This window comes from Parashewanella hymeniacidonis (assembly GCF_016900895.1).
In the GTDB taxonomy this organism is placed as follows: Bacteria; Pseudomonadota; Gammaproteobacteria; order Enterobacterales; family Shewanellaceae; genus Parashewanella; species Parashewanella hymeniacidonis.
This window is the reverse complement of record NZ_JAFEUN010000066.1, coordinates 1-25,922: the sequence shown is the minus strand read 5'-3', so window position 1 is coordinate 25,922 and position 25,922 is coordinate 1. Positions and strand designations below refer to the sequence as shown.

23 protein-coding genes and 2 pseudogenes are annotated in these 25,922 nt (G+C 40.9%); 23 read left to right on the top strand and 2 right to left on the bottom strand.

Annotation, left to right across the window (positions count from 1 at the left end; all coding sequences use genetic code 11):
• From JQC92_RS13810 to JQC92_RS23080, 3 genes and pseudogenes are all read left to right on the top strand, one after another.
• On the top strand, positions 1–189 hold a 189-nt coding region (locus JQC92_RS13810; RefSeq protein WP_205000186.1), incomplete at its 5' end, for a hypothetical protein.
• A 122-nt stretch (positions 190–311) separates the two neighbouring features.
• Positions 312–809 (top strand): annotated as a pseudogene (locus JQC92_RS23085) (reverse transcriptase domain-containing protein); the annotation flags it as partial.
• A gap of 3 nt (positions 810–812) precedes the next feature.
• The gene (locus tag JQC92_RS23080) at positions 813–1,247 is read left to right on the top strand and encodes a group II intron maturase-specific domain-containing protein (RefSeq protein ID WP_338049515.1); all 435 of its coding nucleotides are present in this window, start codon (positions 813–815) and stop codon (positions 1,245–1,247) included.
• A gap of 100 nt (positions 1,248–1,347) precedes the next feature.
• Here JQC92_RS23080 and JQC92_RS13800 read toward each other — a convergent pair whose 3' ends face one another.
• The gene (locus JQC92_RS13800; RefSeq protein ID WP_205000185.1) at positions 1,348–2,481 is read right to left on the bottom strand and encodes a hypothetical protein; all 1,134 of its coding nucleotides are present in this window, start codon (positions 2,479–2,481) and stop codon (positions 1,348–1,350) included.
• A 253-nt stretch (positions 2,482–2,734) separates the two neighbouring features.
• On the opposite strand from JQC92_RS13800, the gene csrD reads away from it, so the two are divergent.
• The 14 genes from csrD (at position 2,735) to JQC92_RS22935 (ending at position 16,714) form a co-directional block, all read left to right on the top strand.
• Positions 2,735–4,642, top strand: a complete 1,908-nt coding sequence (csrD, locus tag JQC92_RS13795; RefSeq protein ID WP_205000184.1) for an RNase E specificity factor CsrD — start codon at positions 2,735–2,737, stop codon at positions 4,640–4,642.
• Between the two features lie 394 nt (positions 4,643–5,036).
• A complete protein-coding gene (locus JQC92_RS13790) occupies positions 5,037–5,246 on the top strand; it encodes a hypothetical protein (RefSeq protein WP_205000183.1) in 210 nt (69 codons plus the stop codon).
• 247 nt (positions 5,247–5,493) lie between these two features.
• Complete coding sequence (locus tag JQC92_RS13785; RefSeq protein WP_205000182.1) at positions 5,494–6,381, top strand: MSHA biogenesis protein MshI; 888 nt, start codon at positions 5,494–5,496, stop codon at positions 6,379–6,381.
• The gene (locus tag JQC92_RS13780) at positions 6,378–6,995 is read left to right on the top strand and encodes a PilN domain-containing protein (RefSeq protein WP_205000181.1); all 618 of its coding nucleotides are present in this window, start codon (positions 6,378–6,380) and stop codon (positions 6,993–6,995) included. The genes JQC92_RS13785 and JQC92_RS13780 overlap by 4 nt, the downstream gene beginning before the upstream one ends.
• Positions 6,992–7,645 carry a type 4a pilus biogenesis protein PilO gene (locus JQC92_RS13775; protein ID WP_205000180.1) on the top strand — a complete coding sequence of 218 codons (654 nt, stop codon included), beginning with the start codon at positions 6,992–6,994 and terminating at the stop codon, positions 7,643–7,645. Before JQC92_RS13780 ends, JQC92_RS13775 begins: the two co-directional genes overlap by 4 nt.
• A complete protein-coding gene (locus JQC92_RS13770) occupies positions 7,629–7,955 on the top strand; it encodes an MSHA biogenesis protein MshK (protein WP_205000179.1) in 327 nt (108 codons plus the stop codon). The genes JQC92_RS13775 and JQC92_RS13770 overlap by 17 nt, the downstream gene beginning before the upstream one ends.
• 7 nt (positions 7,956–7,962) lie before the next feature.
• Positions 7,963–9,663, top strand: coding sequence for a pilus (MSHA type) biogenesis protein MshL (gene mshL / locus JQC92_RS13765; protein ID WP_205000178.1), 1,701 nt, complete (start codon positions 7,963–7,965; stop codon positions 9,661–9,663).
• 14 nt (positions 9,664–9,677) lie between these two features.
• Positions 9,678–10,589 carry an ExeA family protein gene (locus JQC92_RS13760; protein ID WP_205000177.1) on the top strand — a complete coding sequence of 304 codons (912 nt, stop codon included), beginning with the start codon at positions 9,678–9,680 and terminating at the stop codon, positions 10,587–10,589.
• A complete protein-coding gene (locus tag JQC92_RS13755) occupies positions 10,586–11,752 on the top strand; it encodes a tetratricopeptide repeat protein (RefSeq protein ID WP_205000176.1) in 1,167 nt (388 codons plus the stop codon). The genes JQC92_RS13760 and JQC92_RS13755 overlap by 4 nt, the downstream gene beginning before the upstream one ends.
• Positions 11,753–11,767: 15 nt before the next feature.
• Positions 11,768–13,519 (top strand): GspE/PulE family protein, encoded by a 1,752-nt coding sequence (locus JQC92_RS13750; protein ID WP_205000175.1) that lies wholly within the window; start codon positions 11,768–11,770, stop codon positions 13,517–13,519.
• An 8-nt stretch (positions 13,520–13,527) separates the two neighbouring features.
• Positions 13,528–14,745, top strand: a complete 1,218-nt coding sequence (locus tag JQC92_RS13745; RefSeq protein WP_205000174.1) for a type II secretion system F family protein — start codon at positions 13,528–13,530, stop codon at positions 14,743–14,745.
• A 5-nt stretch (positions 14,746–14,750) separates the two neighbouring features.
• A complete protein-coding gene (locus JQC92_RS13740; RefSeq protein WP_205000173.1) occupies positions 14,751–15,293 on the top strand; it encodes a hypothetical protein in 543 nt (180 codons plus the stop codon).
• A 380-nt stretch (positions 15,294–15,673) separates the two neighbouring features.
• On the top strand, positions 15,674–16,177 hold the full coding sequence (locus JQC92_RS13735; protein ID WP_205000172.1) for a pilin: 504 nt from the start codon (positions 15,674–15,676) through the stop codon (positions 16,175–16,177).
• 15 nt (positions 16,178–16,192) lie between these two features.
• Positions 16,193–16,714, top strand: coding sequence for a pilus assembly FimT family protein (locus tag JQC92_RS22935; RefSeq protein ID WP_205000171.1), 522 nt, complete (start codon positions 16,193–16,195; stop codon positions 16,712–16,714).
• Between the two features lie 313 nt (positions 16,715–17,027).
• Here JQC92_RS22935 and JQC92_RS13725 read toward each other — a convergent pair whose 3' ends face one another.
• On the bottom strand, positions 17,028–18,104 hold the full coding sequence (locus tag JQC92_RS13725) for a hypothetical protein (protein WP_205000170.1): 1,077 nt from the start codon (positions 18,102–18,104) through the stop codon (positions 17,028–17,030).
• 470 nt (positions 18,105–18,574) lie between these two features.
• On the opposite strand from JQC92_RS13725, the pseudogene JQC92_RS13715 reads away from it, so the two are divergent.
• From JQC92_RS13715 to JQC92_RS13690, 6 genes and pseudogenes are all read left to right on the top strand, one after another.
• Positions 18,575–19,093: pseudogene (locus JQC92_RS13715) on the top strand (type II secretion system protein).
• Positions 19,094–19,220: 127 nt separating this feature from the next.
• A complete protein-coding gene (locus JQC92_RS13710; RefSeq protein WP_205000167.1) occupies positions 19,221–19,694 on the top strand; it encodes a pilus assembly FimT family protein in 474 nt (157 codons plus the stop codon).
• Positions 19,684–20,190 (top strand): type IV pilus modification PilV family protein, encoded by a 507-nt coding sequence (locus JQC92_RS13705; protein WP_205000166.1) that lies wholly within the window; start codon positions 19,684–19,686, stop codon positions 20,188–20,190. The genes JQC92_RS13710 and JQC92_RS13705 overlap by 11 nt, the downstream gene beginning before the upstream one ends.
• The gene (locus JQC92_RS13700) at positions 20,190–20,999 is read left to right on the top strand and encodes a PilW family protein (RefSeq protein ID WP_205000165.1); all 810 of its coding nucleotides are present in this window, start codon (positions 20,190–20,192) and stop codon (positions 20,997–20,999) included. Before JQC92_RS13705 ends, JQC92_RS13700 begins: the two co-directional genes overlap by 1 nt.
• Positions 20,989–21,432, top strand: coding sequence for an MSHA biogenesis protein MshP (locus tag JQC92_RS13695; RefSeq protein WP_205000164.1), 444 nt, complete (start codon positions 20,989–20,991; stop codon positions 21,430–21,432). Before JQC92_RS13700 ends, JQC92_RS13695 begins: the two co-directional genes overlap by 11 nt.
• The gene (locus JQC92_RS13690) at positions 21,429–25,103 is read left to right on the top strand and encodes a DUF6701 domain-containing protein (RefSeq protein WP_205000163.1); all 3,675 of its coding nucleotides are present in this window, start codon (positions 21,429–21,431) and stop codon (positions 25,101–25,103) included. The genes JQC92_RS13695 and JQC92_RS13690 overlap by 4 nt, the downstream gene beginning before the upstream one ends.
• Positions 25,104–25,922: the final 819 nt, after the last annotated feature.

Sequence of the window (25,922 nt, the reverse complement as noted above, 5' to 3'; positions counted from 1 at the left end):
GTGGACTTCTCAGCGCCAATTCTTCTTTGTTACATTAGCTTGAAAGAATCCCGATATTCCTTCGCTAATGCGCCTCAAAGAATTGGCGCTGAAAAAGTCCTGAAACATGCATCTTCAGGTATCATGGGTATAAACTTCAATTCGAACTCAGAACCAAGCAATATCGACCTCAAGCCGTTAAAAGGGTAGAAATCCCTAAAGATGACGGAGGGTTCAGAAAGCTTGGGATACCGACCGTTCGAGACCGTATTGTCCAGCAATGCCTAAACGATATCATGAGCCCAATCTTCGAAGAGTAGTTTCATCCATCAAGTTATGGATACAGATCGAACAGAAGTTGTCACGATGCCATAAACAAAGCCACCATGTTCATGCGTCAATATGAGCTAAAACATGTGGTGGATATGGACTTATCCAAATGCTTTGACTTACTCGACCATGAGATAATCATAAAGAGTGTAAGCAAACGGATAAAAGACGGCAGCATCTTAAGGCTGATAAAAGCGTTCTTAGAAAGTGGTGTCATGGTCGAAGGTGACTGGCAAGCGACAGTAACAGGCAGTCCGCAAGGGGGTGTTATCAGCCCTTTGATAGCGAATATCTATCTTGATGCCTTTGACCAAGAAATGAAAAATCGAGGTCACAGAATCGTAAGATATGCGGATGATATTTTGATACTGTGTCGCAGTCATAAAGGTGCAGAAAACAGTTTGCAGCAAGCGACAAAGCTACTCGAAAAGGCGCTTAAACTTACGGTAAATAAAGGAAAAACCCACATCGCTTACAGTGATGAGGGTGTTAAATTTTTAGGGGTGGAGATAGGCAGTAACAGCACGAAAATCCAAGCTAAGAAATTAACAGCGTTTAAAGCCAAAGTAAAAGCCCTGACAAAACGTAATGGTGGAAAACCGTTATCTATGGTCATAAAAAAGCTAAACCCGCTTCTAAGGGGCTTTAGTCAATACTTTCGAATAGCGAATATTAAGAAAGAGTTCCAAAAACTTTCGGGGTGGTTAAGGCGAAGACTAAGAAGTATTCAGCTGAGACTGTGGAAGAAAGCGACGAAACTGCATCGTAAGCTGAAACAGCGGGGTTACAAACCGCCGTTCAAGTTTATTCAGATGAGAAGATGGTCAAGCTCACGAAGTCCATTAGCGAGTTGGGCGATGCCCAATAAGTGGTTTGATGAGCTGGGACTCTTTAACTTAGAAAAGGTACAAACGGGATATGTGTTCAGTACGAAGTAACTGAATAGAATTAAGCAGGAGCCGTATACGAGAACCGTACGTACGGTTCTGTGAGAGGGATGAGGCAGTGATGCCTCACCCTACTCGATGTTTAACGAGTTTAAGCATCAGCAGATGTATAAAATTCTCTAAGAGTACTTTTTGTCGGTTTGTCATTTTTGATGGTTTGCTCAATGACCCTTTCAATGAGTTCGTCGGTTATTTCTTCTGCAGCCCCCCCTTTAGTTATCTCCGTCTTTAAATTTTTGGCAAAAGCAATGGCGAAATAACCTGAGTAGCGAGCGCAATTTTTGGAATCGAAATAACTTTGCCAATGAGTGCGGTATTGAGTAACGTTTTCACCGCACGCATATTTATAAGCCTTTGGCTCTATCATAAATATCTTTTTCGGAGTAATGATCAAACAAGTCGCATGATCTGCTCTTTTACCAATATGCTTAAAAAAAGGAAGCATACGCAACAATTTAAAAATTCCACCTCTGTAGCGCTCTGATACTCCATAAGGACATACAACAACTTTCCCTTCTTCAAGGTTTTCACTAGCGTTAGTGAGTTCAGTATTAAGATCTGTAGGAATATTATTGAGGGGAGTGCCATTAACATTCTGCTGATATTGGATTTTAATGGGTAGCTCATTACATTCTATTTTTTGAGATAAGTGTGGGATTATTTTTTGTGTATCTACTCGTTGATTAAGGTTACTCAGATCTTTATTATTTTGAGCGTTCTCTATCGCCTTAAGGTGTCTCTGTGCCTCTGGGTTATTCATATTAAGTGAGTCTTGCTCTATAAACTCAATCTCTGGTGCTATTGAGCTACTCGTTTCAGAAGTTGGTTGAGCTTCAACTGAGGAACCTTTTGGAGTATCACCTTTAAGTGGTTTAGACGAGGCCGGAGGTAATGTCTGGCTTAGCATTGGTTTTGCTGGGTTTTGACTTTGAGAAAGGTCATCAACTAAAGAGCTTTGCAGTGAAGCCCTACCATTTTTGTTTTCTGTATGCGGAGTAGCTGATTGTTCGCCAGAAAATGAATGTGCTGAAGATTGCCATATAGGAGTAGGTATACGGCCAATATTTCCCTTAGAAGATGTATTCGTAACTGTATACTTATTATTACTTGAAATAAGCTCTACTTCTGCTTGCTCCAATTCTGCTTGCTTCAAGCGTGAAGATTCATCCAACCCTTGAGTCATGGAGTCGGTGACTGCTTTCAAACCAGCTAAAGCATATGTCATAATGAGTCCACTACGTTTTAAATATACATAAATTGGATATGAGATTTATGCATAATTATAACTCTTTAAGTCTTTAGGTGCCTTGTTTATAAAAGTTTCTTAATCTTCCCTTTAAAGCAAGTTTATAAACTAAAGTTTAAGTCTTCAGTTTTGGAGGCCGTATTTACAGAAATGTGATTAGGGTTGCGTTTTAGATTTGAGTCCCTAATAATCCGATATAAGCAGTAGCAAAGGTTTAAGACGGAAAGCATTAATGAAACTTACACGGATGCTCACAAAAAAGTTAGCCAGTTTTTGGTTAGGTTCATTAATTGCTGTGGCAGTTGTTTTTCTTATTGCTGCACTGCTGAGCTTCTTTCATCTTGCCAACCGTATGCAACAACAGCAAGTAACTGAATTACAAGAAATGCTTTTGCAACATCACCACCAGCATCTCACTTGGGAATTGGACGATTGGTTACCTCCCGTATTAATGAGTTATAAAACAGTAACATTTGAGCTAACCCAAAATGGACGCTCCTTATTTCAGTATCAAGGAAATATTCACACACCGTTTGTAACCGAATACCATAAAGCTTTCGATCCTGAGCATAAAGTTGTTATGCACGTCACCCTTGAGTCACCTTACGTCTTACATCGTGTCGATGGTGTAGAAGTTGCTATTATTCTTATTGCGTTAAGCTTAATAGGGTTATATGTTCGCTATGGTTTTAATTGGCTCTATAAGCAACTGTTTGGTGTCGAAGAACTGGTGGCTCGTGGACAAATGGTCCTCAACGGTGAGCATCACCGTGCGCTCGAAAATAGAGGTAATGGTCAACCTAGAATCATTAACCGTGCGCTTACTCAATTACTTGAGGAGTTACAAGATGCGCATAAAGAACGTTCAAGGTTTGATAAGTTTATTCGCTCAAATACCTTTCTTGATGCGGACACAGGAATAGGGAACCGCTTATACCTGAAAAATCGAATTGCAGCTCTTTCTAATGATTACGGCATGCTATCTCATGGTGTCATTTACTTGCTTGAAATGGAAGAGCTTGATGTACTTCAACAAGATGCAGGTGAAGCGGCGATCATTGAGTATTTAACAACATGTGTTACTGCAATTGATAGTGCGTTAAAAAACCAAGCCAACAGTTTTATCGCAAGACGAGAATTCAATCAATTTGCAATTGTTATTCCGCAGATATCTCTACTTGAAGCAGATAGTATTGCTGCCAAGGTACTAAGCATATGCCAACGCATTCCTATGCCAGAAGGTTTTAAGCTTGATAATTTTTATCATATCGGCGGCGCATACTTTAGCGTGCAAGATAAACCATCACAGCTTATTGAAGAAGCTGAAATGGCGCTTAGAGCTGCTCAGTATCAAGGTAATAACAGCTGGTTTATGTACGACAAAGGAAGTGTTGATCAAGAGTTTGCCAAAGGCTCTGTTCGATGGAGAGCATTGCTGGAAATGGCGTTAGAGAAGAAAAGGTTTGTTCACTTTGCGACTCCAACACTCGATTTTGATGGGGAAATATTGCATCAAGAAATCTTCGCTCGTTTACGTGAGAAAAAAGACAGTTATATACGTGCGACCCAATATGCTCCGATGGCCGTGAAGTGTGGTTTAATGCCCCAAATTGATCGAATGCTCATCAATGAATTATTTGATAAATACCTAAAGCACAAAAAGTATCAGGGTCAACATTATTGTATTAATTTAAGTCTCGACTCAGTGATGAGTGAACAGTTTGTTAGCTGGTTAAAGACAACCTTATTAGAGCACCGAAACCACGTTTCAAATCTCATTTTTGAGGTAAATGAGTCTGCGGCTTTTAAGCACAGTGAACAATTGAAACCAGTATTTAACATCATCAGAAAAATGGGCGCAAAAATCAGCGTTGATTTTGTCGGGCAGCAAGTTGTCGGGAGCCAGTACCTGAAGGAGTTACAAGTTGACTTCATTAAGTTGCATCCATCCATTATTAGACAAATTCATTTACGTCCAGAAAACCAGCTATTCGTGAGAAGTTTAATTGGTGCGTTGTTCAAAACAGAAATACAAATTCAAGCTGAGGGTGTAGTGAGTTTCGAAGAGTGGCAAATCTTGAAAGTTCTTGGTGTAACAGGTGGGCAAGGACCGTACTTTCAAGAGTTAAAAGAACTTTAATTATAGGTAAGTTTACAAATTGTTTAAGCGAAGTTTCCGTGTATATACCCATGATACCTGAAGATGCTCGATTTCAGCGAGAATGCACAACTTGCTAATCAAGGCGACAGTGTGCGGCAATAGTGAGCTATTGTTAGCACTGGCAACGAAGAGTAACAAGCTGTGCAACTCGCACTGCGTGGACTTCTCAGCGCCAATTCATCTTTGTTACATTAGCTCGAAAGAATCCCGATATTCCTTCGCTAATGCGCCTCAAAGAATTGGCGCTTAAAAAGTCCTGAAACATGCATGTTCAAGTATCATAATGGTATGGACTCTCCCCACTCCTCTTCGGCGTCACAATGCGCCATGATATGTTGAGGAAAAAGCGACAAAACTTAATGAGGAGAGTCACATGGCTAAAATAACAATTGGGTTAGATATTGCAAAGAACATTTTCCACATGGTGTTTATTAGTTCATCAGGCAAAGTGCTTAAACGTGCAAAACGTAAGCGTAAAGAGTTGCTTAATTATTTAGCGAATACTGAGTCGTCTTTGATTGTCATGGAAGCCTGTGGCAGTTCGCATTACTGGGCGAGAGAATTTAAAATGGTTATGGCCTGACTATTAGTCATAATTTAAAAACTGAAATACCCATTGATATAAATAACGAAAGTTAAGTTACTCAAGACCAGTTACAACTGATGACATTCATCAATAACGCCTGTAAAAAGATAATAATTACTCTTTACTCCCAATTAAATTCAATCAAACTTGACCTTGTACTATCAATTAATGGAGAATTGTCAATTAATTGGCCAACTCAGAGTTGTGCGCGAAGTATACTTATAATAATCATAAAGGCGTTTGTATGAGTGCTGGGTTGTATCAAAAGCTGGCTTTTTGGAAGCAATCCAAGGAGCGAGTCAATATTGGTGTGTTTTTAACAAAAAGCACTCTTTGGTTAGCAGTTCTTAATGAGCAGAGTCATCCTCAATATTCATCTGTAGATTTTGATGGAGATTGGTATCAAGCGTTTTCACAGATTCAGCAGCGCTTTCCAAGCGCCAGCCTCTCAATCGTTCTGAGTTCTGAGTTTTATCAATTGATTCAAGTCGATAAACCTAATGTTGATGAATCAGAGCTTAAAGCAGCGCTCATTTGGGCCGTAAAAGATCTTGTAAATGTTCCTCCGGCTAATATACATCTTGATTATTTTGATACGCCTGTAGCCGCTAATGGAAAGATCAATGTCGTGGTCACAGCCAAAGACGCGATACAAGACATTGCGCTTGCAGCCAAAAAGCATAATGTACACATCAAGCAAATCAGTATTGAAGAGTTACTTCTACCAAAAATTTCTAATGATGTAGACCAAGCCAAGCTTGTACTTTGTCATTACGAGGGAGGGGAGTTGCTTTTATCCATCGTAAAAAACGACGCTATCTATTTGCAGCGAAGAATTCGTGGATTTCATGCTTTAGATAAAATGAGTCGTGAAGATTTAAGTTATGGTGCAACAGATAATCTGAGTATTGAAATTCAACGCTCGATGGACTTTTATGAAGGGCAGTTGAGACAAGCCCCAATCAAGAAAATTACTGTGGTGATTGATAATGTTGCCGAGGATTTAGCCGACTTATTAAAGGTGAATTTTGCACAAACAGTCGAAGTGGTAAAAGTCGATATCGTGAGTGCTTATTTATCCGGATTAACGCTCGTTGAAACTGAGCAAGAAGTCGCTGAGGTGAGCCAATGAGTCAAACACCTTTAAAGCTAAGCATCAATCTTTATTCTTCTGAACTGTTACCAAAAAAACTCAAGCTTTCGTTTGCTCGGCTGACTGCAGCCTTAGTTTTGGTTCCCTTAATTAGCGGTCTTTATTTCGTCGTGAATTATATCGAGAAAGTAGAGGTTCAATCACAAATCGCTCATGCTAACCAACTAAAGCAACAGTTAACTCAAAAACAAGACACATTAAAAAAGCAGCTTGAATTACATAAACCAACGCAGGCGCTTTTAGGTGAAGTGGCAAATACTCGACAACGCCTTGAGCTTACCCAAAAGCTGATTTCCAATGTAGGAAACTCCGACCAATTTCAAAGCAAAAGCTACCAAGTACTATTAGAAGATCTCGCCGCAACGGCAGATGGCAGCACTTGGTTAACTCACATCATAGTTGAAGGGAAAAAGGTTAATCTTACTGGTCAAACACAGCAAGCTGCAGCAGTGCCTGCATGGATTAAACGTTTAGGTAAAACATCAGCATTAGCGGGCGTCAGTTTTAATCAGCTTCTTGTTAGTCGAAATCAAGATAATGTGTTGCAATTTCAAATCAATTCGCAATCTGCGCCGCAGGGAGAAGTAAAATGAAAGCACTTTTCCTGAAATGGCAACAAGCCTTTGATTTATTAACTCAACGTGAACGAGCGCTAATTGGGTTATCAACATTGATCATAATAGGTTGGCTCTCTTGGTTACCAATAGAGAGTATCCTAAAAGACGTTTCTGCTAAAACGCAGCAATTGAAACAACTTGAGATGGATAATGATGTCACTCAACAGTTAAATGACAGTTATTATCAAGCACTTCTTAAAGACCCTAATAAAGAGTTTCAACAGCAGTTACAAGGTTTAAATCAACAGCAAAACTTATTAGAAGACAAGCTAAAAGCACAGGTTGTTGATATGGTTCCTGCAGAACAAATGCCTGTTCTGTTAGAGCAAATCCTGGATAAAACCAGAGGAAATACATTGCTTTCCCTTGAGTCTATTGCACCGACATCCTTATTAGACACAGATGTTAGCAATGCGCCTAATTTGTACCGTCACGGTATAAAAATCAAATTAAGTTCAAGTTACTTTGATTTTCTTGATTTTGTAAAAGCGGTTGATTCAATGCCTAAAAAACTATATTGGCAAAGGTTAGATTATCAAGTAAAAGACTACCCAAAAGCAGAAGTTGAGCTGGAATTGTATTCGTTAAGCCTATCTAAGGAGTTTATTCGTGTTACACAAAACTAACTTAGTCATGCTGTTGTCAGGCTTGCTTTTTTTACCTCAATTACAAGCTAAATCTGAAATATCTATTGATCCAACTCGACCAGGCGTTGTTGTGACTCATTCAACGTCAACCAAAGAACAAACATCAGCTTGGAAGTTGACGAGTATAGTGATGGGCGATAAACCGTTCGCCATTATAGATGATCAGATTAAACAAATTGGCGATAAGATTCATGGCGTAAAAATTACGTCTATAACGTCAGGTTCAGTAACACTTTCCGATGGGCGTGAATTGGCGCTTTTTGAGTCAGTAATAAAGCACAAAGGATAATAACAATATGACTTTAAATATAATTCTTATTTCATGTATCGCTCTGTCATTAGTAGGGTGCCAAAGTGCTTATCGAGCTGAGCCTAAAGCGGCTAAGGCTGAGTTAGACCAAGCGATCATGTCCGCAGACGCTAAATCAAAAACACGTTCACTGACACCGCCGCCACCTTTACCACAAGCTGTTCAGCAAGAGTTATCAGCAGACTCACTACTTGAGGAAACGAGCCGTAGAATCCAAGAGAAGCGTTTTGACGTTAATGCCAAAGACGTCGACGCCAAGGTGTTTTTTGCAAGCCTAGTACACAACTCACCTTTCAGTATTGTCGTACATCCTCAAGTGACAGGAACCATTTCCCTATCGCTAAAAGCTGTAACTTTGTCGGAAGTCCTTCAGGTTGTTCAAGATATCTATGGTTATGAAGTTCGCCGCCAAGCACGTATTTTACGTGTCTACCCTGCAGGATTAAGAACAGAAACATTCCCGGTTAATTACCTTTATATGCAGCGCCAAGGGACATCGCTAACCTCTGTGAATTCAGGGCGTATTTCTGACAATAACCAGAATAATGGTGGAAGTAATAACAATAATAGTAACGGCGGTATTGGTAATAACAATAATTCGAATAATAACCAGAATGGTGAAAACGGCAATAATAACTCAGTAACCAATGGTACCTTTATTCGTACCACGAATGAGACTGATTTTTGGAAGGACTTACAAAATACATTAAGTTCAATTGTGGGGAGTGAAGGACAGGGCCGTCAAGTTGTAGTGACCCCTCAAGCTGGATTAGTTACTGTAAGGGCTTACCCTGATGAGCTTCGTCAAGTACGCGTGTTTCTCTCAAAAGCTGAGTCACACTTGCAAAGACAGGTGATCTTACAAGCGAAGATCATCGAAGTTACTCTGTCTGATGGATATCAGCAAGGGATTCAGTGGCAGCAGCTTAGTGCAACAGCTGGCAGTGGCGGAAATACCAGTATTGGCTTTGAGACGTCATCACCGACTGAATCGTTTGGTAATCAAATTACTCGAGCGATTGGCGGTGTAGCAGGACTAACAGTCAAAGGCTCTGACTTTGAAGCGATGATCAACCTGCTCAAAACGCAGGGTGATGTTGATGTGCTGTCCAGTCCAAGAGTAACCGCTTCAAATAATCAGAAAGCAGTTATTAAAGTAGGCTCAGACGAATATTTTGTGACAGAGGTTTCATCCAATGTAGTGCAATCTTCAAATGGTTCAGCACCTATAACTCAACCAGAAGTCGAACTTACTCCATTCTTCTCTGGTATTGCACTGGATGTGACACCACAAATTGATGATGATGGTGGTGTACTGTTGCATGTTCATCCATCAGTGATAGACATTAATGAACAGACGAAAAGCATAGAAATAGGTGATGAACCCTTAGTATTGCCATTGGCACACAGTCAGATCCGTGAATCAGATACTGTGATTAAAGCGAAGACCGGTGATGTGGTCGTAATTGGCGGATTAATGAAGACTGAGAAAGTTGATCAAGTTTCTAAGGTACCACTATTAGGTGATATTCCTATCATTGGCCAAGCATTTACAAACCGTAAAAAAGTGAACCACAAGACAGAATTGATCATTTTGCTTAAGCCAACGGTTGTGGGTGAAGGCTCGTGGAAAACCGAACTTGAGCGTTCTCGAGACCTGTTAAATCGCTGGTATCCAGAAGATTAGTCTGGAATATACCTATGTATGAGCAGCATTTTGGTTTAACTGAACTCCCATTTTCGTTGACGCCCGACACAAGTTATTTTGTTGGGCTTGCTCCTCATGTCGAAGCTATTCAAGTGTTGCAAGCGGCATTACAAATGGGAGAAGGTTTCATCAAAGTGACGGGTGAGGTCGGTAGTGGTAAAACATTATTGTGTAGAAAGCTACTCAATGAACTGCCTAAACAGTTTCAATGTGCCTATATACCGAATCCATATTTAACTCCTGAGGAGTTGAATTGGGCCTTAGCCAGTGAATTAAATATCAAGTTTAAACAGAACGTGAATCAAATTCAGCTGAGCAATTTAATTCAACAAAAACTGATTCAATTAGCAGCAGCAAAAAAAATTGTGGTATTAGTGCTAGACGAAGCACAGGCAATACCCAGTGAGACATTAGAAGCACTCAGGCTTTACACCAATTTAGAGACAGAAAAGCGCAAGCTGTTACATTTAGTGATGTTTGGGCAGCCAGAATTGGATCAGCGTCTAGCGACTAACGAATTTAGACAGCTACGTCAGCGGATCAGTTTTAGTTACGGTTTGCGTCTACTCACTAACGATGAAGTGCATAACTATATTGAGCAGCGTTTAAGAGTTGCGGGCTTAAAAGGTGCAAATTTACTGACCCCTAGCATAAGTGAAGCTATCGCCAATGCTGCACGTGGTACACCAAGATTAATCAATATTTTAACTCACAAAGCCCTATTGCTTGCTTTTGGGGAAGGTGCACATCAACTCTCTCGTCAGCACATTTTAACGGCCGTATTAGACACCGAAGATGCGACAAAAGTAGCTATGCGTCCCAAAAAAATTGTTTGGGCTTATGGTATTGCTGTTGGCTTATTTGGTGCTGTGGTTTACGTTCTTTCAAGTAGAGGTTTTCTATGAGTGTTATCAACAAAATGTTGAAGGATTTAGACAACCGCCAACAACCCCATGGTATTGAAAATATTTCAGCAGCGCAAAAGTCATCGCAACAGGTGAAGCCAAATCGATTGCCATGGATTTTAATTGTGCTCATGCTTATTGCTAGCGTGAGTTATTACTTGTTTCAGAAAACAGTCTCAACAGAAACGGCGCCTAAATCGACAAATAGCCAAGTTTTAGCGGAGAAGCCATTCAGAGGGAAATCACTCAAGGACAAACCTGAGGCTCAAGCTGCTGCAGAATTAGAACCGACAGTGATCACTAAAGTGAAAAAACCTTTGAGTGAATCAAGTACTGAAGATAAGACATCTAAAGCGATTAATACCAACGTGGGCGATCGTTTTCCGAATACAAAAAAGATTGAGCAACGTAAGCAGCAACAAGCCACTCGAGCAAATGATAAAAAAAATGGCTTTGATGCAACCCCTCATGAAGCAAAAACCACGTCTGCTCAGCCTAAAAAAAACCTTCAGATTGTGGCGCAAAGACAATCACAGATAAAGCCTGTCGATAGCGTGTTAGAAATAAAAGAAGTGAAGTTATCGACTCAAGAATTAGCAAATAAATTTGCAAAGCAAGCACTGTCTGCAGAACTATCAGGTGAGCTGTCGACTGCAAGAGAAAATTACGCCAAAGCACTCGCACTAGATAAAGCAAAGCATTCAGTTCGCGCAAAGTTAGCGGCACTTTATTACGGCGAGCATGACAATCGTCAAGCAGTGCAATTACTTGACGACGGCATTAAGCGATTTCCTAGCCAATCAGAGTTCAAATTACTCCTTGCCAAGATACAAGCTAAGGATAATAAACCGCTTCAATCGTTAAAAACCTTAAACACTATTGCTGATACGGATAATCTAGCGGCAGAAAAGTGGGTGCAGCAAGGCACGATTGCTCAGCAACAAAAACAATACTTACTGGCCATTAAAGCGTTTCAAAAGCTGACGAGTTACGAACCATCTCAAGCTCGATGGTGGCTTGGTTTAGCTTATAACCAAGACGCATCTGGGCAATACCCTTTAGCCGTAAAGTCATACCAACGTGCGCTTCAGCAAGCGAATTTATCTCGTGCGAGCAGGGAATACATTGTATCTCGTCTTTCACAAATCACCCATTATAAATAGGAAGCAGAGCTTTATATGAAACCTAAGTTAAAAAAACGTCTTGGTGATTTGTTAGTAGAAAACGGGATTATTAGTGAAGAACAGCTGATGGAGGCGCTGGCGGAGCAGAGGAGCTCAGGAAAAAAACTGGGTAAAACGCTGATCGATTTGCGCCACATTTCTGAAGAACAGTTACTGACCTTCTTGTCTCAGCAGTTGAACTTACCGTTTCTTGATATCAGTCGCCGCCCAATTTCTGCCGAAGTTGTAGCACTTTTACCTGAAGTTCAAGCTCGCCGTTATCGAGCTTTGGTGATCGAAGCGGATGATAGCTCTGCTAAAGTGGCAATGAGTGATCCGGCGGATCTGCAAGCACTCGATAATATTGAGTCACTACTTGCACCAAGAAACATCAATCTTGCTGTTGTACCTGAACAACAGCTGTTAAATGCGTTTGATACGCTTTACCGTCGAACACAAGAAATCGCCCAAATAGCGGAAGAACTAGAACAAGAATACGCTGCGGATGATCTGTTTGATTTAGGTGGATTGACTGCGGGTGATTCAGATAATGAAACGACAGTTGTCAAACTCTTGCAGTCGATTTTTGAAGATGCCGTGCAAATGCGTGCTTCGGATATTCATATTGAGCCTGGTGAGAACAAGTTATTTATTCGGCAGCGTATTGATGGCCAGCTTCAAGAAAACATTTTAAACGAGGCGAACATCTCTTCAGCTCTGGTATTGCGCTTAAAGTTAATGGCAGGGCTGGATATATCTGAAAAGCGTTTACCACAAGACGGGCGCTTTCACATTGAAATCCGTGGTCATAAAATTGATGTACGTATGTCGACCATGCCGATATACCATGGTGAGTCTGTGGTGATGCGTTTACTTGATCAATCTGCAGGTCTACTAACACTTGACCAAACAGGTATGCCAGCAGATATGCTTGAAAAAATCCGTCGCCAAATTAAGCGTCCACACGGTATGTTACTTGTTACTGGGCCAACGGGTAGTGGTAAAACGACCAGCTTGTATGGTGTTTTGAGTGAACTAAACACGCCAGATCGTAAAATCATTACGGTAGAAGATCCTGTCGAATATCAATTACCAAGAATCAACCAAGTACAAGTGAACCATAAAATTGGTTTGAACTTTTCTAATGTGCTTCGTACCACTTTGCGTCAAGATCCCGATATTATCATGGTCGGTGAGATGCGTGACAAAGAGACCGTAGAAATTGGTCTTCGTGGCGCATTAACCGGTCACTTTGTATTATCAACCTTGCATACCAATGATGCAGTAACCAGTGCCTTACGTTTGCTTGATATGGGTGCAGCGAGTTATTTAGTTGCTAGTGCGTTACGAGTCATTATTGCTCAGCGGTTGGTTCGACGGGTTTGTCAAAATTGTGCGGTCGATTATCAACTCAGTCATCAAGATCTTATTTGGCTCATGAACGTCACCAGTAAAGACTTTAGTAATGCCAAACTTAAAGTCGGCACAGGCTGTCAGAACTGTAACCACAGCGGATATCGTGGTCGAATTGGTGTTTTTGAAATGCTTGAGTTGGATGATGAACTGGTGGATGTCATGCGTAGCGGCAATCCACAAGACTTTGCTCGTGCAGCCAAAAATAAGCCTGATTTTGTACCACTTGCTCAAGCGGCATTGGATTATTTGTATCAAGGCATGACAACCATTGAAGAAGTAGCCAAATTAGTTGAAACCGTTAACGAGACAAAACAACCTGCTTCTGTAATTAAAGCGGCATTAGAGGAATAGAATAGTCGATGGCATGGTTTGAATACCGCGGCCGCGATGGTAGCGGCCAAGAAGTAAAAGGCAAGCTTGAAGCGCAATCTGAAAATGCCGCTGCTGATCTCTTAATGGCACGAGGTACGATTCCGCTTGAAGTGAAACCGCATAAAGAGGCGCAGCAATTTGATGTAAGCAGCCTATTTCAAGGTAGAGTCAGCTTGGAAGAACTGCAAATCTTCACGCGACAGCTTTATTCGTTAACCAAAGCGGGCATTCCGATATTGCGTTCGATTGCGGGCTTGGCTGAAAGCACCCATTCTCCAAGAATGAAAAAAGCCCTTGCTTCTGTTTTGGAACAATTAACTTCAGGGAGGCCGTTGTCATCGGCGATGAATCAGCACCCCGATGTGTTCGGTGCGTTATATGTTTCTATGGTTCATGTGGGTGAAAACTCGGGTAAATTAGAAGAAGCGTTAATTCAGCTTTCAGGCTATATCGAACGGGAACAAGAGACTCGGCGTCGAATTAAAGCCGCCATGCGCTACCCAACGTTTGTGCTTGCGGCTATTGCCATTGCTATCACAGTGTTAAATATTTTGGTTATCCCCAAGTTTACCGATATGTTCAGCCGCTTTGGTGCCGATTTACCTTGGGCTACCAAAGTATTAATTGCGACCTCTAATGCGTTTGTTAATCACTGGGTATTGATGCTCATTGGATTGGTTGGCGCAATCATTGGGATACGTTTTTGGCATGCCAGTGAAAAAGGTGAACAACAATGGGATAAATGGAAGTTAAAAATCCCCGTTGTAGGCTCGATCATAGAGCGTTCTACACTGTCACGTTATTGCCGCAGTTTTTCTATGATGTTAGGTGCTGGTGTACCAATGACGCAAGCACTGAGCTTAGTAGCTGATGCGGTCGATAATCAGTACATGCATGACCGAATTGTGGGTATGCGTCACGGTATTGAATCTGGTGAGTCGATGTTACGTACTTCAGCGCAAAGTGGTTTATTTACACCACTAGTTTTGCAAATGGTTGCTGTTGGCGAAGAAACAGGGCAAATAGACAGCCTACTCACTGACGCTGCTGACTTTTATGAAGGCGAAGTGGATTACGATTTAAAGAATCTCACCGCAAAGCTTGAGCCGATCCTAATTGCGATTGTCGCTGGCATGGTGTTGATTTTAGCATTAGGTATTTACTTGCCGATGTGGGACATGCTCAACCTAGTAAAAGGCGGATAAGCCGAATGGCAAGAATGGCCAGCCAGCAAAAACGCGATGCGAATATGATGCAAATTCTGGTTCGCATCATATCGATAGCGATGATATTAGCGCTAGTTGCGACGGCCATTCATAAAATGCTGTCACCTTTGCAAACATTTCATAATGAAAATATTAAGCAAGAAGTATTAAGGCTAAAGTATGTAATTAATGTAATTCACAATCAATGGTTAATTAAAGGTCAGCCTAATCACTTGGATGTTGAATGGCAGCAACTCGCTACCGCTACGATAAACGTAAATGATACAGAACAATCGAATATTTCGACATTGGAATTGAATTCAGTCGGGTTTCCAATTCCTAATACTTTGGATTCAGAAGGATGCATTGGGTTGTGGAAGTCATTAATGGCAGTTGATGCTAAATTATTAAAAATAAAAACAGAATACAAAGAAAACGAACGAGCTTGTTTGTATCGTCAGCACGCCGAAAATAAAGAAAGTCTAAATATTGGTTATGTCATCTACACGTTTGATGATGGATTTATTGACTATTTATCTGATAATTAACAATAAAGATGAAATTGAATATCTTCAGATGATAAAGGCATGCCAATAAATATGAGTGGTTGGACATGTTTAGGGCTAGGTAAGTGATTAAAACTTAGATAAAATAACTGTTGACTCGTAATTTACACTTAGTCATTTACTATTAGTAAATCTGAAGTTTGGAAAAAACAAAAATAACAGGATGGAGTTTTTAGGAACTCTCTCATGGTTTAAAGAATTGGAGTAGTAAGAGCGACGGCCAATGTTTTGGTCCGTTGTTTCTCGTCACGGAAGATTGAGGGTGTCATCGTCGTAGCCGCATTGGTTGTACGGCGTGATTTTCTGGGACGGCGGTTTTGCGCACATTTTAGCCGCAACCGTATTGAAGTAAGAGAAGTGATATGAAAATAAAACAACAGGGATTTACCCTAATTGAATTGGTTGTGGTGATCATTATCTTAGGCATTTTAGCGGTAACGGCTGCGCCTAAGTTTTTAGATTTTGAAGCCGACGCGAAAGAAGCTGTAGTTAAAGGTTTAGAGGGTACTTTAAAAAGTGCTGATTCTTTGGTTTATTCAAAGGCTGTAATTAACAGTTTAGAAGCAACTGCAGCAGATACTACAAATAAAGTAGATGATATTTTACTAAATTACGGACACCCAACTGCTGCTTGGAGTAATTCTTTAGAAAATGCATTAGAAATTTCGGCTGCTACTACAGGAACATCTGTTGATTGGCTGTATGAAATTGGTACCGGAAGCGATGCAAGCTCCATCTTCTTTTATCCTCAAGGTGAATTAAGTCCTTCAGCAACCCCTACTGCTGGAAATTGTTTTGTGAAATATACAAATGCGTTAACAGCAGCCGGTAGCGTTACTATCGAATCAACCACTACAGGGTGTTAATAAAGGGATTTAAAAATGAAAAAAAATAATAATGGTTTTACGTTAATTGAATTGGTAGTTGTAATTATCATTCTAGGTATTTTAGCGGTAACTGCTGCTCCTAAATTTCTAAATCTAAAAGCTGACGCAAGTAAAGGTGCTTTGAATGGTTTAAAAGCAAGCATTCAAAGTTCTAACACTCTAGTTTACTCAAAAGCATCGTTGCAAGGTAAACAGAAAAGTAATTCTGGTACGGTGAAAATTGGTGAAACAACAACTGACGATGGTAGTGGTGGGACTGCGACTTCGGATGTAAATGTTAGTACTGATTATGGTTACATGGATCTTACTGCTAGTAACTTTGTTAATACTCTAGAGAGTGTTGGCGACTTAGGTTCTGATGATTTTGATTCTTCTGCAGATTATACTACTGATTGGGTTTATAAGAATGGCCAATTTTGGCAAGCAGGTACTAAAGACACTTGCTTTTTAACGTATGCTATAGCAACAGAAACTAGTGCTCCAGTGATTACTTTACCAGCTGATTCAAGCTGTTAGGATTACTATCATTATGTTATGTCTTTGAAAACAGACATCCAGCGACTTTCTTTTTTAAAAGGCGCTGGGCACCTGCTTTTGCAGGTGCGATGAGATCTCAACCTCACCATTTAACAAATTTCACAGCGAACACCTAAAGAGCCAACATCAACGATTACTGCATTCAATCCCGAATTACCCACTTTTTATTTTGTTTATATCACAGTAAAGTGCAGTAGAAGCTTAAATAATGATTTCCGATAGGGTTGATATAATATTGTTCGCAATTAAAAATTGTTTCGTAAAGATAAACTAACAGCAACTTCTTTCAAAACTACCGAGTCAACTCCCACACCTCTTTTCCCTTATCCAGTCTACTTTGCTCACTAAATTTAAGCGGTTCAAGTGCGCCGAAACTATCAGTAGTGCTATTGTGTTTTGCATAAAATCCCATGTCCATTAGGGTACCCAAGATGGCGTTAACTCGCTTAGTAGAAAGCGCTTTGTCTGCAAGGGTTCTTCTTATTGCTGGAATGATATAACTGTGGTCTTGTGAGTGCGCTTCTGGCGTAGGTTCAGGGCTAGGAAGTGAGCTTTCCTCTGTTTCAGTACCTAATTCTGAGGTGAATTTGCCGCCCAGAGCCACTAAGACTTCTTTTGCCTCATCTGCTGTAAAACCTTGCCATGACTGTTTAATGGCATCAACTTGTTCTGCGGTATACCATTTTCTATAAATAATATCGGGCAGTGTTTTTTCAGGTGCTAACTTTGGCGTTCTGTCTTCAATGTCTTTGCTGAATGTACACTGGTTTTTTCTGTCGGTCTCAGTAATATTAATCGGGCTGCTTTCTTCATAGGAATCAAAGTCATCGTCACTGTTGGCAATCCATTTAATTTTAACGTTTTCATTGAATCGGGTTACTTGTTGACCCGGTTGTAGCCGCTCGAAAAAAGCCCCTTTTGAGATTGGCGCACCTTCTTTTATGTCTTGGCGAGTGGCCTGTGGAATTATATCCATTGGTCCAGTTCTGTAATCGTCTTCGGTAAAGTGAGGAGAGCCTAGGTTAACGCCCGTCAAAAAATCTCTCTCTCTTTGTTCGTATGAGTCTAAATGAGTCGATTGCACAGGTATTGTACTGAAATCTAAGTCATGCTCATGTTGCCTGACACTGAAACGTTCTAAAGGTACTGTGTGTGTGGCACGGGGCTGTTTATGGTTTGAAGTGAATAAAGACAAGAAGCTGTCTTTTATTGATTGCCACCATGATGTTGTCGTTGAACCTGACGATACGCAAGAATATGATTGACCATTTAGCTCACAATGGTTCATTTGTGCCGCCAAACTCTCTGGACTAGAAGATACGGTTTCAGGCTGATGCAAGGAGAGTGCAGTACTAAAAACTACGTTCATGTTTTCTCTCCCCAAAAAGCGTAAAAGACTCTAATTAATTATAGCTCGGTTGATTCAAGGTTGTGATTAACATGCATTCATCTTGCCTGAGTGAAGGTGTTAGTGTTTTTATTGGGTTTTCGTGATTGTTTTTGCAGCGATAAACTGGTTGTTTCATTCAAGGCAGAGTTTGTGCGGTTTGGCTTCTCCAAATAAGTAAGCGATAACGATGAAGAAATGATCAGTTTACTTAGACGGCCAAGTTTCACTGCTCATGTCTTGAACAGATGAACGCTCAAATAGCACAAATTTCAATCCTGAAAGATAAACAAACCCTAGGTTTAACCGTTTTACATTCTTAATAAGAGGCTTTTAATTTTACCTTTGTCAAAGTAAAGTACGCAGGTACTTTTTCCATCTTAATCAAGATTATTCTTAATAAGGACGTTTAATCACTGGTTATTTATGCTCGCAATTAAAGAGGTATTGCTATGCAAAAACAACAAGGTTTTACGTTAATCGAACTGGTCGTCGTTATTATTATTCTTGGAATATTAGCGGTAACTGCAGCACCTAAATTTATTAACTTACAATCGGATGCCCGTAAATCGGCATTATAAGGCTTGAAGGGCGCTATTGATGGCTCGAATGCACTCATTTTTTCAAAAGCGGTGTTAGAGTCAAAGAATACAGAAGAAACGGCAACGATAAACATCAACGGCTCTGCAGGTACTGAAGACGATGTAGCCATTAAATATGGGTATATGGACGCTAACCTTACCGCATTTAATAATGGTATGGATGCCAGTTTTGAGGCAGGTACTAGCCCATCAGACTCAGGTAGCAGCGATTGGGTAGCCAACGTTGATTCCAGTGCGGGTACTGTCACGTTTTGGCAACGTGGCGCTCCAGCGGATACGGGGAATACCGCTGCATGTAAAATTGTTTACACCGCAGCAACATCAGTAGGTGCATTGCCCTCAGTAGTACTTACGGATAACGGTTGTTAAAAGCGATTTAAAATCCATCAAGTTTGTAATACCATTGTTTACGCTGCATTTGACCGATTAACCTAAAAACAAAAACAGTTTAATTGGTTAGAACCTATTTAGTTGTTAAAATATTGGTGCGGGAACAATGGTATTAAAAAACAATAATAATCAAGGCTTCACATTAGTTGAGCTTGTTACTACCATCATCCTGATTGGCATTTTGGCGGTTACCGTAGTCCCTCGTCTTATCAGTGTAACAAGTTATAGTGCTTTCAGTACCCGCAATGAAATTATTTCAGCATTAAGAACCATTCAGCAACGAGCGTTAAGTAATAGTGACCTGTGTTATCGAGTTGCTTTTAATGCCAGCGGTTACACAACGATGCGTGCCGCTAGAGATGTTTCTGGCTGTGGTAGTTTTTCAAATGTCGGCCAGCAATCGCAATGGGAAAACGGAGTTGCTGTTACTTCCAATAGTTCACAAACCTTTGATGTTAATTTTGATTCGTTAGGTGGCATTGAGTTAAGCAACCGCTGTGTTGGCAATTGTATTACTGTAGCGGCGGATGACACCGTTGTCATTGAACTCACTACAGCGGGGTATATCAATGCGAATTAATGTTAACTCTACTCGGGGATTTACCCTAATTGAACTCGTTATCGGCATGTTGGTGTTGGGAATTGGTTTAACCATGATGGCGACAATGCTATTTCCACAAGCTGACCGTGCTGCTGAAACCTTGCATCGTATGCGCGCGGCTGAGTTGGCGCAATCAATAATGAATGAGGTTTGGAGTAAACCCTTTGATCCGAATACAGGTAATGGAGGGACACCAGCTTGTGATGCAACCGCTGCCAATGCTTGCCAGTACACAATTACAACGGGCTCATCCAAACCTCGTGATCAGTTTGACAACCTGAATGACTATAACGGATTGACCGAAACGGCCAATATGCTGAATTCGAACCAGACCTATGTTGATGTGTACCCCAATTATCGGTTCCGGGTGACTGTTGTTGGTGACGCCGTCACTCACACGAAGCGCATTCAAATTGAAGTTACGACGCCAAGTAATGAAACCATTCGTTTTGATGCGATTAGGAGTAATTACTGATGATTCGTCAAAGCAAAGGTTTTACTCTGGTTGAGTTAGTGACCGTTATTTTAATCTTGGGTATCGTTTCCGTAGGCATTGGTAGTTTTGTAGTAATGGGTACCCGAATTTTTGTTGATTCAAGTTTGACTGACCAAGTGTTAAGCGAAAGCCGGTATGCATTGCAACGTATGACCCGTGAATTGAGAACAGCAATGCCAAATAGCATTCGTTTGACCACAAATGGTTCATCAGATCAGTGTATTGAATTTGTACCTATTGTCGTTTCCAGTAGTTACTTAGAATGGCCGTTTTTTGGAGATACAGCACTGAATACTGGAAAGGTATTTAGAGACACAAGTAATACGACGGCAATACAAACAGGGCAAAGGGTATATGTGTTTCCTAGCTCAGAAGCCGATGTTTACGAGACATCATCGCATTTTGCGGTGCTTGATAATGTGGATGTTGAAAATGATGTCATCACACTTGGCTTTACATCAAGTGTTAGCTTTTTGGAAAAATCCCCCTCAAAACGTGTTTATTTTGTGGAACAACCCGTCAGTTATTGCATTAATAGCATTAAAAATGAGCTACAGCGTTACTCAGGTTACGGATATCGTACAAGCCAGCCCTTACTTATTGATGACTCGGGTAGCATTGTGGCAAAAAATATAGTGAATGGCGTGTCTAACCCTGATGATAGGCCTTTTCACTATGAGCCATCAACATTACAAAGTAATGCCATAGTGCAATTAAACCCAAGATTTACAATTAATGGTCAAACCATACAATATCAACATCAAGTTCAGGTGATTAATGTTCCATAGGCAACCCGCAAGTCTTAAAAATCAAAAAGGCAGTATGTTGATACTTGGCATTTTTATTCTCACCGTGATGTTTTTGTTAGCGGCAGCACTCATCAATATTTCGCAAAACTCAGATGAAGCGATTAATCAAGAAGTGCTTGGCACAAGAGCATTATTTGCTGCGAATAGTGGTGCTGATGCAGCGCTAAGTGACTTATTTGGCGTACACGGTCGCGCAGCAAATTGTGCAAATGTAGGGATAATGTGGAATGCACCAAATTCGGCATTAAGTTTATTAAATTGTGAACCCATACAGCGGACATGTAGGGCTTTTAACACCACTGTTGCTTCAAAAACGGTCACTCAATACCGTATTACGAGTAAAGCAGTGTGTGGATCTAATGAACATCGAGTGAGTAGGCAGGTAGAAGTTATTGCAAGGGATGAGATATGAAGAATCACAAACTTAGGCTAGTTTGGCTGATATGGATTGCATTTCTAATTTCACCCATTGCAAGCGCAATAGAATCTTGTTCAAGCATTTTTGAATCTCCACCTACAGGAGAACACGCTGACGATTTTGAATTACCAGCTCCACCTCCTACAAATTTGGGGGATTTAACTTGCACTCAGAGTGGGAATGGGGGCAATAGAACCTGCTCAGTATCTGATAATTTTACTCAAGGAAATTATTACTTTGATGAAGCGAGTTTTAGTAGAGGGCAGTTTATTTCCACTTCTGGAGCGAGTACTCGACTGTTTGTAAATCGTTTAATCATTTCCAATAACGCTGACCTGAATGTTAATGGTGATCCCCAAAACCTAATTATTGTGGTTAATGGCGATTTACAAATTTCAGGCCAAAGTCAGATTAACGCCATCATTTATGTGACTGGTGAAGTAAATATTTCTGGAAATGTTGTGATCAATGGGGCGATTGCTTCCGGAGAAGAAATGAATATCACTGGAAATGCTCAGCGAAATTTTAATTTTGATTCCGATGCCGTATCAAATGCTGATTTTAATGGAATGTGCTCGAATTCTAACACGCTGGCGCCGAACCCGAATCCAACAATGTTGTTTGGTACGATCGAACAAGCAGGAACCGTTGGTACAGTGCAAACTGTAAATTTTAATCGTGATTTTGCAAGTGGTGTGACACCTTTGATCTTTATGATGCCCACAATTAACCCAAATGATACCGTGGGCGATGGGTCAGCCAGTATTCGAGTAGTAAGCGTTTCTTCTGAGGGATTCTCATGGCTTCAAATCGAACCGCCGGTTCAAAATGGTAATGGAGTGAACCACTCTGAGCCAATGCGTGATGTTAGCTGGATTGCTGTTGAGCCTGGCAGTCATAGTCTCCCTGATGGCACACGCTTTGAAGCTGGAAGTGCCAGCGTGTCATCAGCATTTAATTTTAGCTTTCAGCCTTGGACAAATGTTAACGTCAGTAATGGACTCAGTCTTGGTATATCTCAAATACAATCCCACAACAACCCACAATGTTGGTTTACTTCAGCGGCAGAAATGGGAGCTGGGTTTGTAAGATTAGGGCTCGATCCATCGCAAGCTTTTGATGATGGCTTTTTCTCTGATCGTTGTGCAAATGGTGGGCCAAGCAGTATTAATGCAGAAACGGTTGCTTACCTTGCTTATGAGCCTGGTACAGGTGACATTGTGCTTAACAACCAGCGAATTATATATCAATTTGGTTCTGGCTTAAACAGAGACACTGAACGCCCAGGCTGGTCGTTAGCGCAGCAGTGCAATGACTACTTCACCGATTTATCAGGCTTTAGCGTTTCACCTATCTTTATTGGCAAAAAAGAAGGGCGATTCGGTATTCAAGGAGGATGGTTTAGACGCTGCCGATTGAGCAACAACCAAGTGAGTATGGTGGTGGACGAAGATGTATACGGTGGCAACCGTCGACATCTAAGAGAAGCGTATGACTTTGTTGCCTTTGAAGTTATTGAAGATGTAGCGCCAAGCATTGATCATTTTGAGATCAGTTACAGCGGTACCCCTTTAACCTGTAAAGCTCAAGACGTGACTATTAAAGCTTGCACAAATTCAAGTTGCTCACAACTTTTTGAGCAACAAGTTAGTGCGACATTGAATCCACAGTTTAGTGTTGAGCAAGGGGGCTGGTACAGAAATGGTAATCGAGTAACGAGCGTCAACTTCAGTGGTGGACAAGTTGCCGTTCAATTTAGAAATTACGATCGCGGCAACATTACGCTGAATATGTTATCTCCTTCTCCGTCAGTTTTAAATCCAACATTATGTGGTGTAGAGGGTGAGTCACGAAGAACAGCAGAGCAATGCACATTACAATTTGCTGATAGAGGCTTTGAGATTAATGCGCCTAATAAATATGCTGCAAAACCCGAACTGTTAACCATAAAAGCGATTAAACAGGATCCCAATGATCCTGACGAATGTATTGGTGACTTTTTGAATAAGTCCCAAAGTGTCCGTTTTTATAGTCGCTACATCACACCGAACGCACCTAGCAATCCAGCAAAAGTCAGTGTTGATAATAGAGAGATTGGTGATGATCCCAATTCTGCTCAAATCATTAATATTGATTTTAATGCACTTGGTGAGAAACAGTTGCAGTTTAATTATCCTGAAGCTGGAAAAATAGACATTCATGCTGAGTTAGCGAGAATAAATGACCCACAAGGGATACCAGTCATTGGAAGTGGCAGTTTTGTGTCGGTTCCATTTGGATTGTGTTTTCAAGCCATTGAACATGAAGGATTAGCCTCGTGCTCAGCGGATAACGAACAATGTAGTGTGTATAAAACAGCAGGTAGCCCTTTCGGTTTAACGGTTCAAGCTAAAGCGTGGCAGTCTGATAATGATACTAATATTTGTGATAATTTAGATACTTTGAATTATGCAACAGAAAATGGAACGGTATTAACATTGTCTAGCCAAGTGGTTGCGCCATCGAACGGCTCAAATGGTTTCTTGGCTGCGAATTCTGGTCAAGGCGATGCGAATCAATATACCTATCATCAAGGACAAAATGAATTTGAACGAAGTATCAGTGAAAGCGGTATTTTTCAATTAACAGCGACCGCACCAAACTCATACTTAGGAGTTCTAAAATCAGATCTACCGATTAAAGATGGTGTTACTGATAGTATTGGTCGTTTTATACCTGCAACCTTTGATGTTTCAAGTGGTTCTTTGACTCAACGTTGTGGTGCTTTTACCTATCTTGATCAGCCCTTTACAATAACTTTTACGGTTCAAGCCAAAAACGAAAAAGGCAATATTACTACCAACTATACAGGGGATTTTGCTAAAGCTATTGGGCACTTTGTTGGAGATGATGGCAGCAGCTCAATTACTCATAGAATTCAGGCGAAAGAGTCAGAAAGCTCTAATCTCATATCTCCAGAATCTCTCGGTTTTAATGATGGCGTGGCTTCTGTGAGTTTACACCCACTGCTTAATCGATTATCGAGTGCTTCTGATCCTAGAATGGATGGTCCTTTTAACTCCACTCGTTTTGGCGTTGAACTGTCGGATAATGAGCTAAATTCCCATATACATACATCTTTACTCAATGCCGATTTTTCTGCAGGAACAAATTGTCATATCGATGCTCCTGAACTCTGCACTGCAAAGCGTTTGGCTGAAACAACACCAAATGTTGAATTTCGTCACGGTAGAGTGGTGATTGCGAATGCATACGGTAGTGGTAATAAGCCTCTAAAAGCAACATTAAATGCCGAGTATTGGAATGGAAGTTCGTGGGTTGTGAATGAGCAAGATAGCTGCACGCTTCTGACATCATCGATGCTAACACCCTTAGCCAGTTTTACACCAGCGATTGCTAATGCTCAAGTCGTTGAGCGTTATTTTAATGGAAGACTCAATAATGAATTCTTCATTCAAGGTTCTGCTGAGGTGAATTGGGAAAATACGGGGACGATAAAGTATCAAGGTGAAGTGATTGATGAATTGCCTGTTAAGGGATATTTACGATGGTATTGGAATCGAAATAGTGATGCGCCCAATACGTTACAAAACCCGTTTTCATCCGCATACTTTGGCCAGTTCAGCGGACACGATAAAGTGATTTATTGGCGGGAGGTCAATTAGGGGCTGTTGATCTTTCTTGATTATGTTTAATGCTTAAACAGCAAAACTTCTACGAAGTTTATAAAGTCGTGGGGCAGCATGGGGAGATGGAAGAGGGGAGTTTGCTGGTGAAGTCCCCTATTTCTCGGGTGTGGGCAGAAAGCCCGCGACGTTTTAAAGTGCGAAGCACTTTCTTAAACAACTTTTGCCCCAAAATTGGCTGGCCTGAGGCATTCTAATTCCAGTCATTAGCGTCACACTCGCGAAGGCGGGTGTCCAGCGCCTTGTTGATGTGCAGCATTATTTTTTCATCAAACAGCAAAACTTCTGTGAAGTTTACAAAGTCGTGGAGTTGCACTCCACACCGCCAAAAGGGGAAGCCTCCAGCTGCTTCCCCTTTTGAATCCCCAGAGCCGCCCAAACGAAGCTAAGCGTTTCAGATATGATTGAATAAATGTCTAACAGCTCAGATGGTACATCTGATAGGCAGGACGCCTGAATGTCGTGAAGCACATGGATGTGCGAGAACGACCTGTACCCCAGAGCTTGGCTCGACCTCCATGTCTCGCCCACACCATTTTGGATTCAATCATATCCTCAACAACTTCGATGGGGTATGTTGTAGCCCTCAACGTTATCTGAAATTATTGGCTTGGTTTTGCCCCAAAACTTCTCAGGAAAATAATATTTACTGTTACTTAGTCGGCTATGAAAAACATCTAACATTATGATCGATAATACAATATAGCTCTTTGATACATTCAATTTCGACCAGAAATGATATAGTGAACCTACGGTTTCTGGTCGTTTTTGGTGCTAAAAATGCTCTCCGAAAGCCCT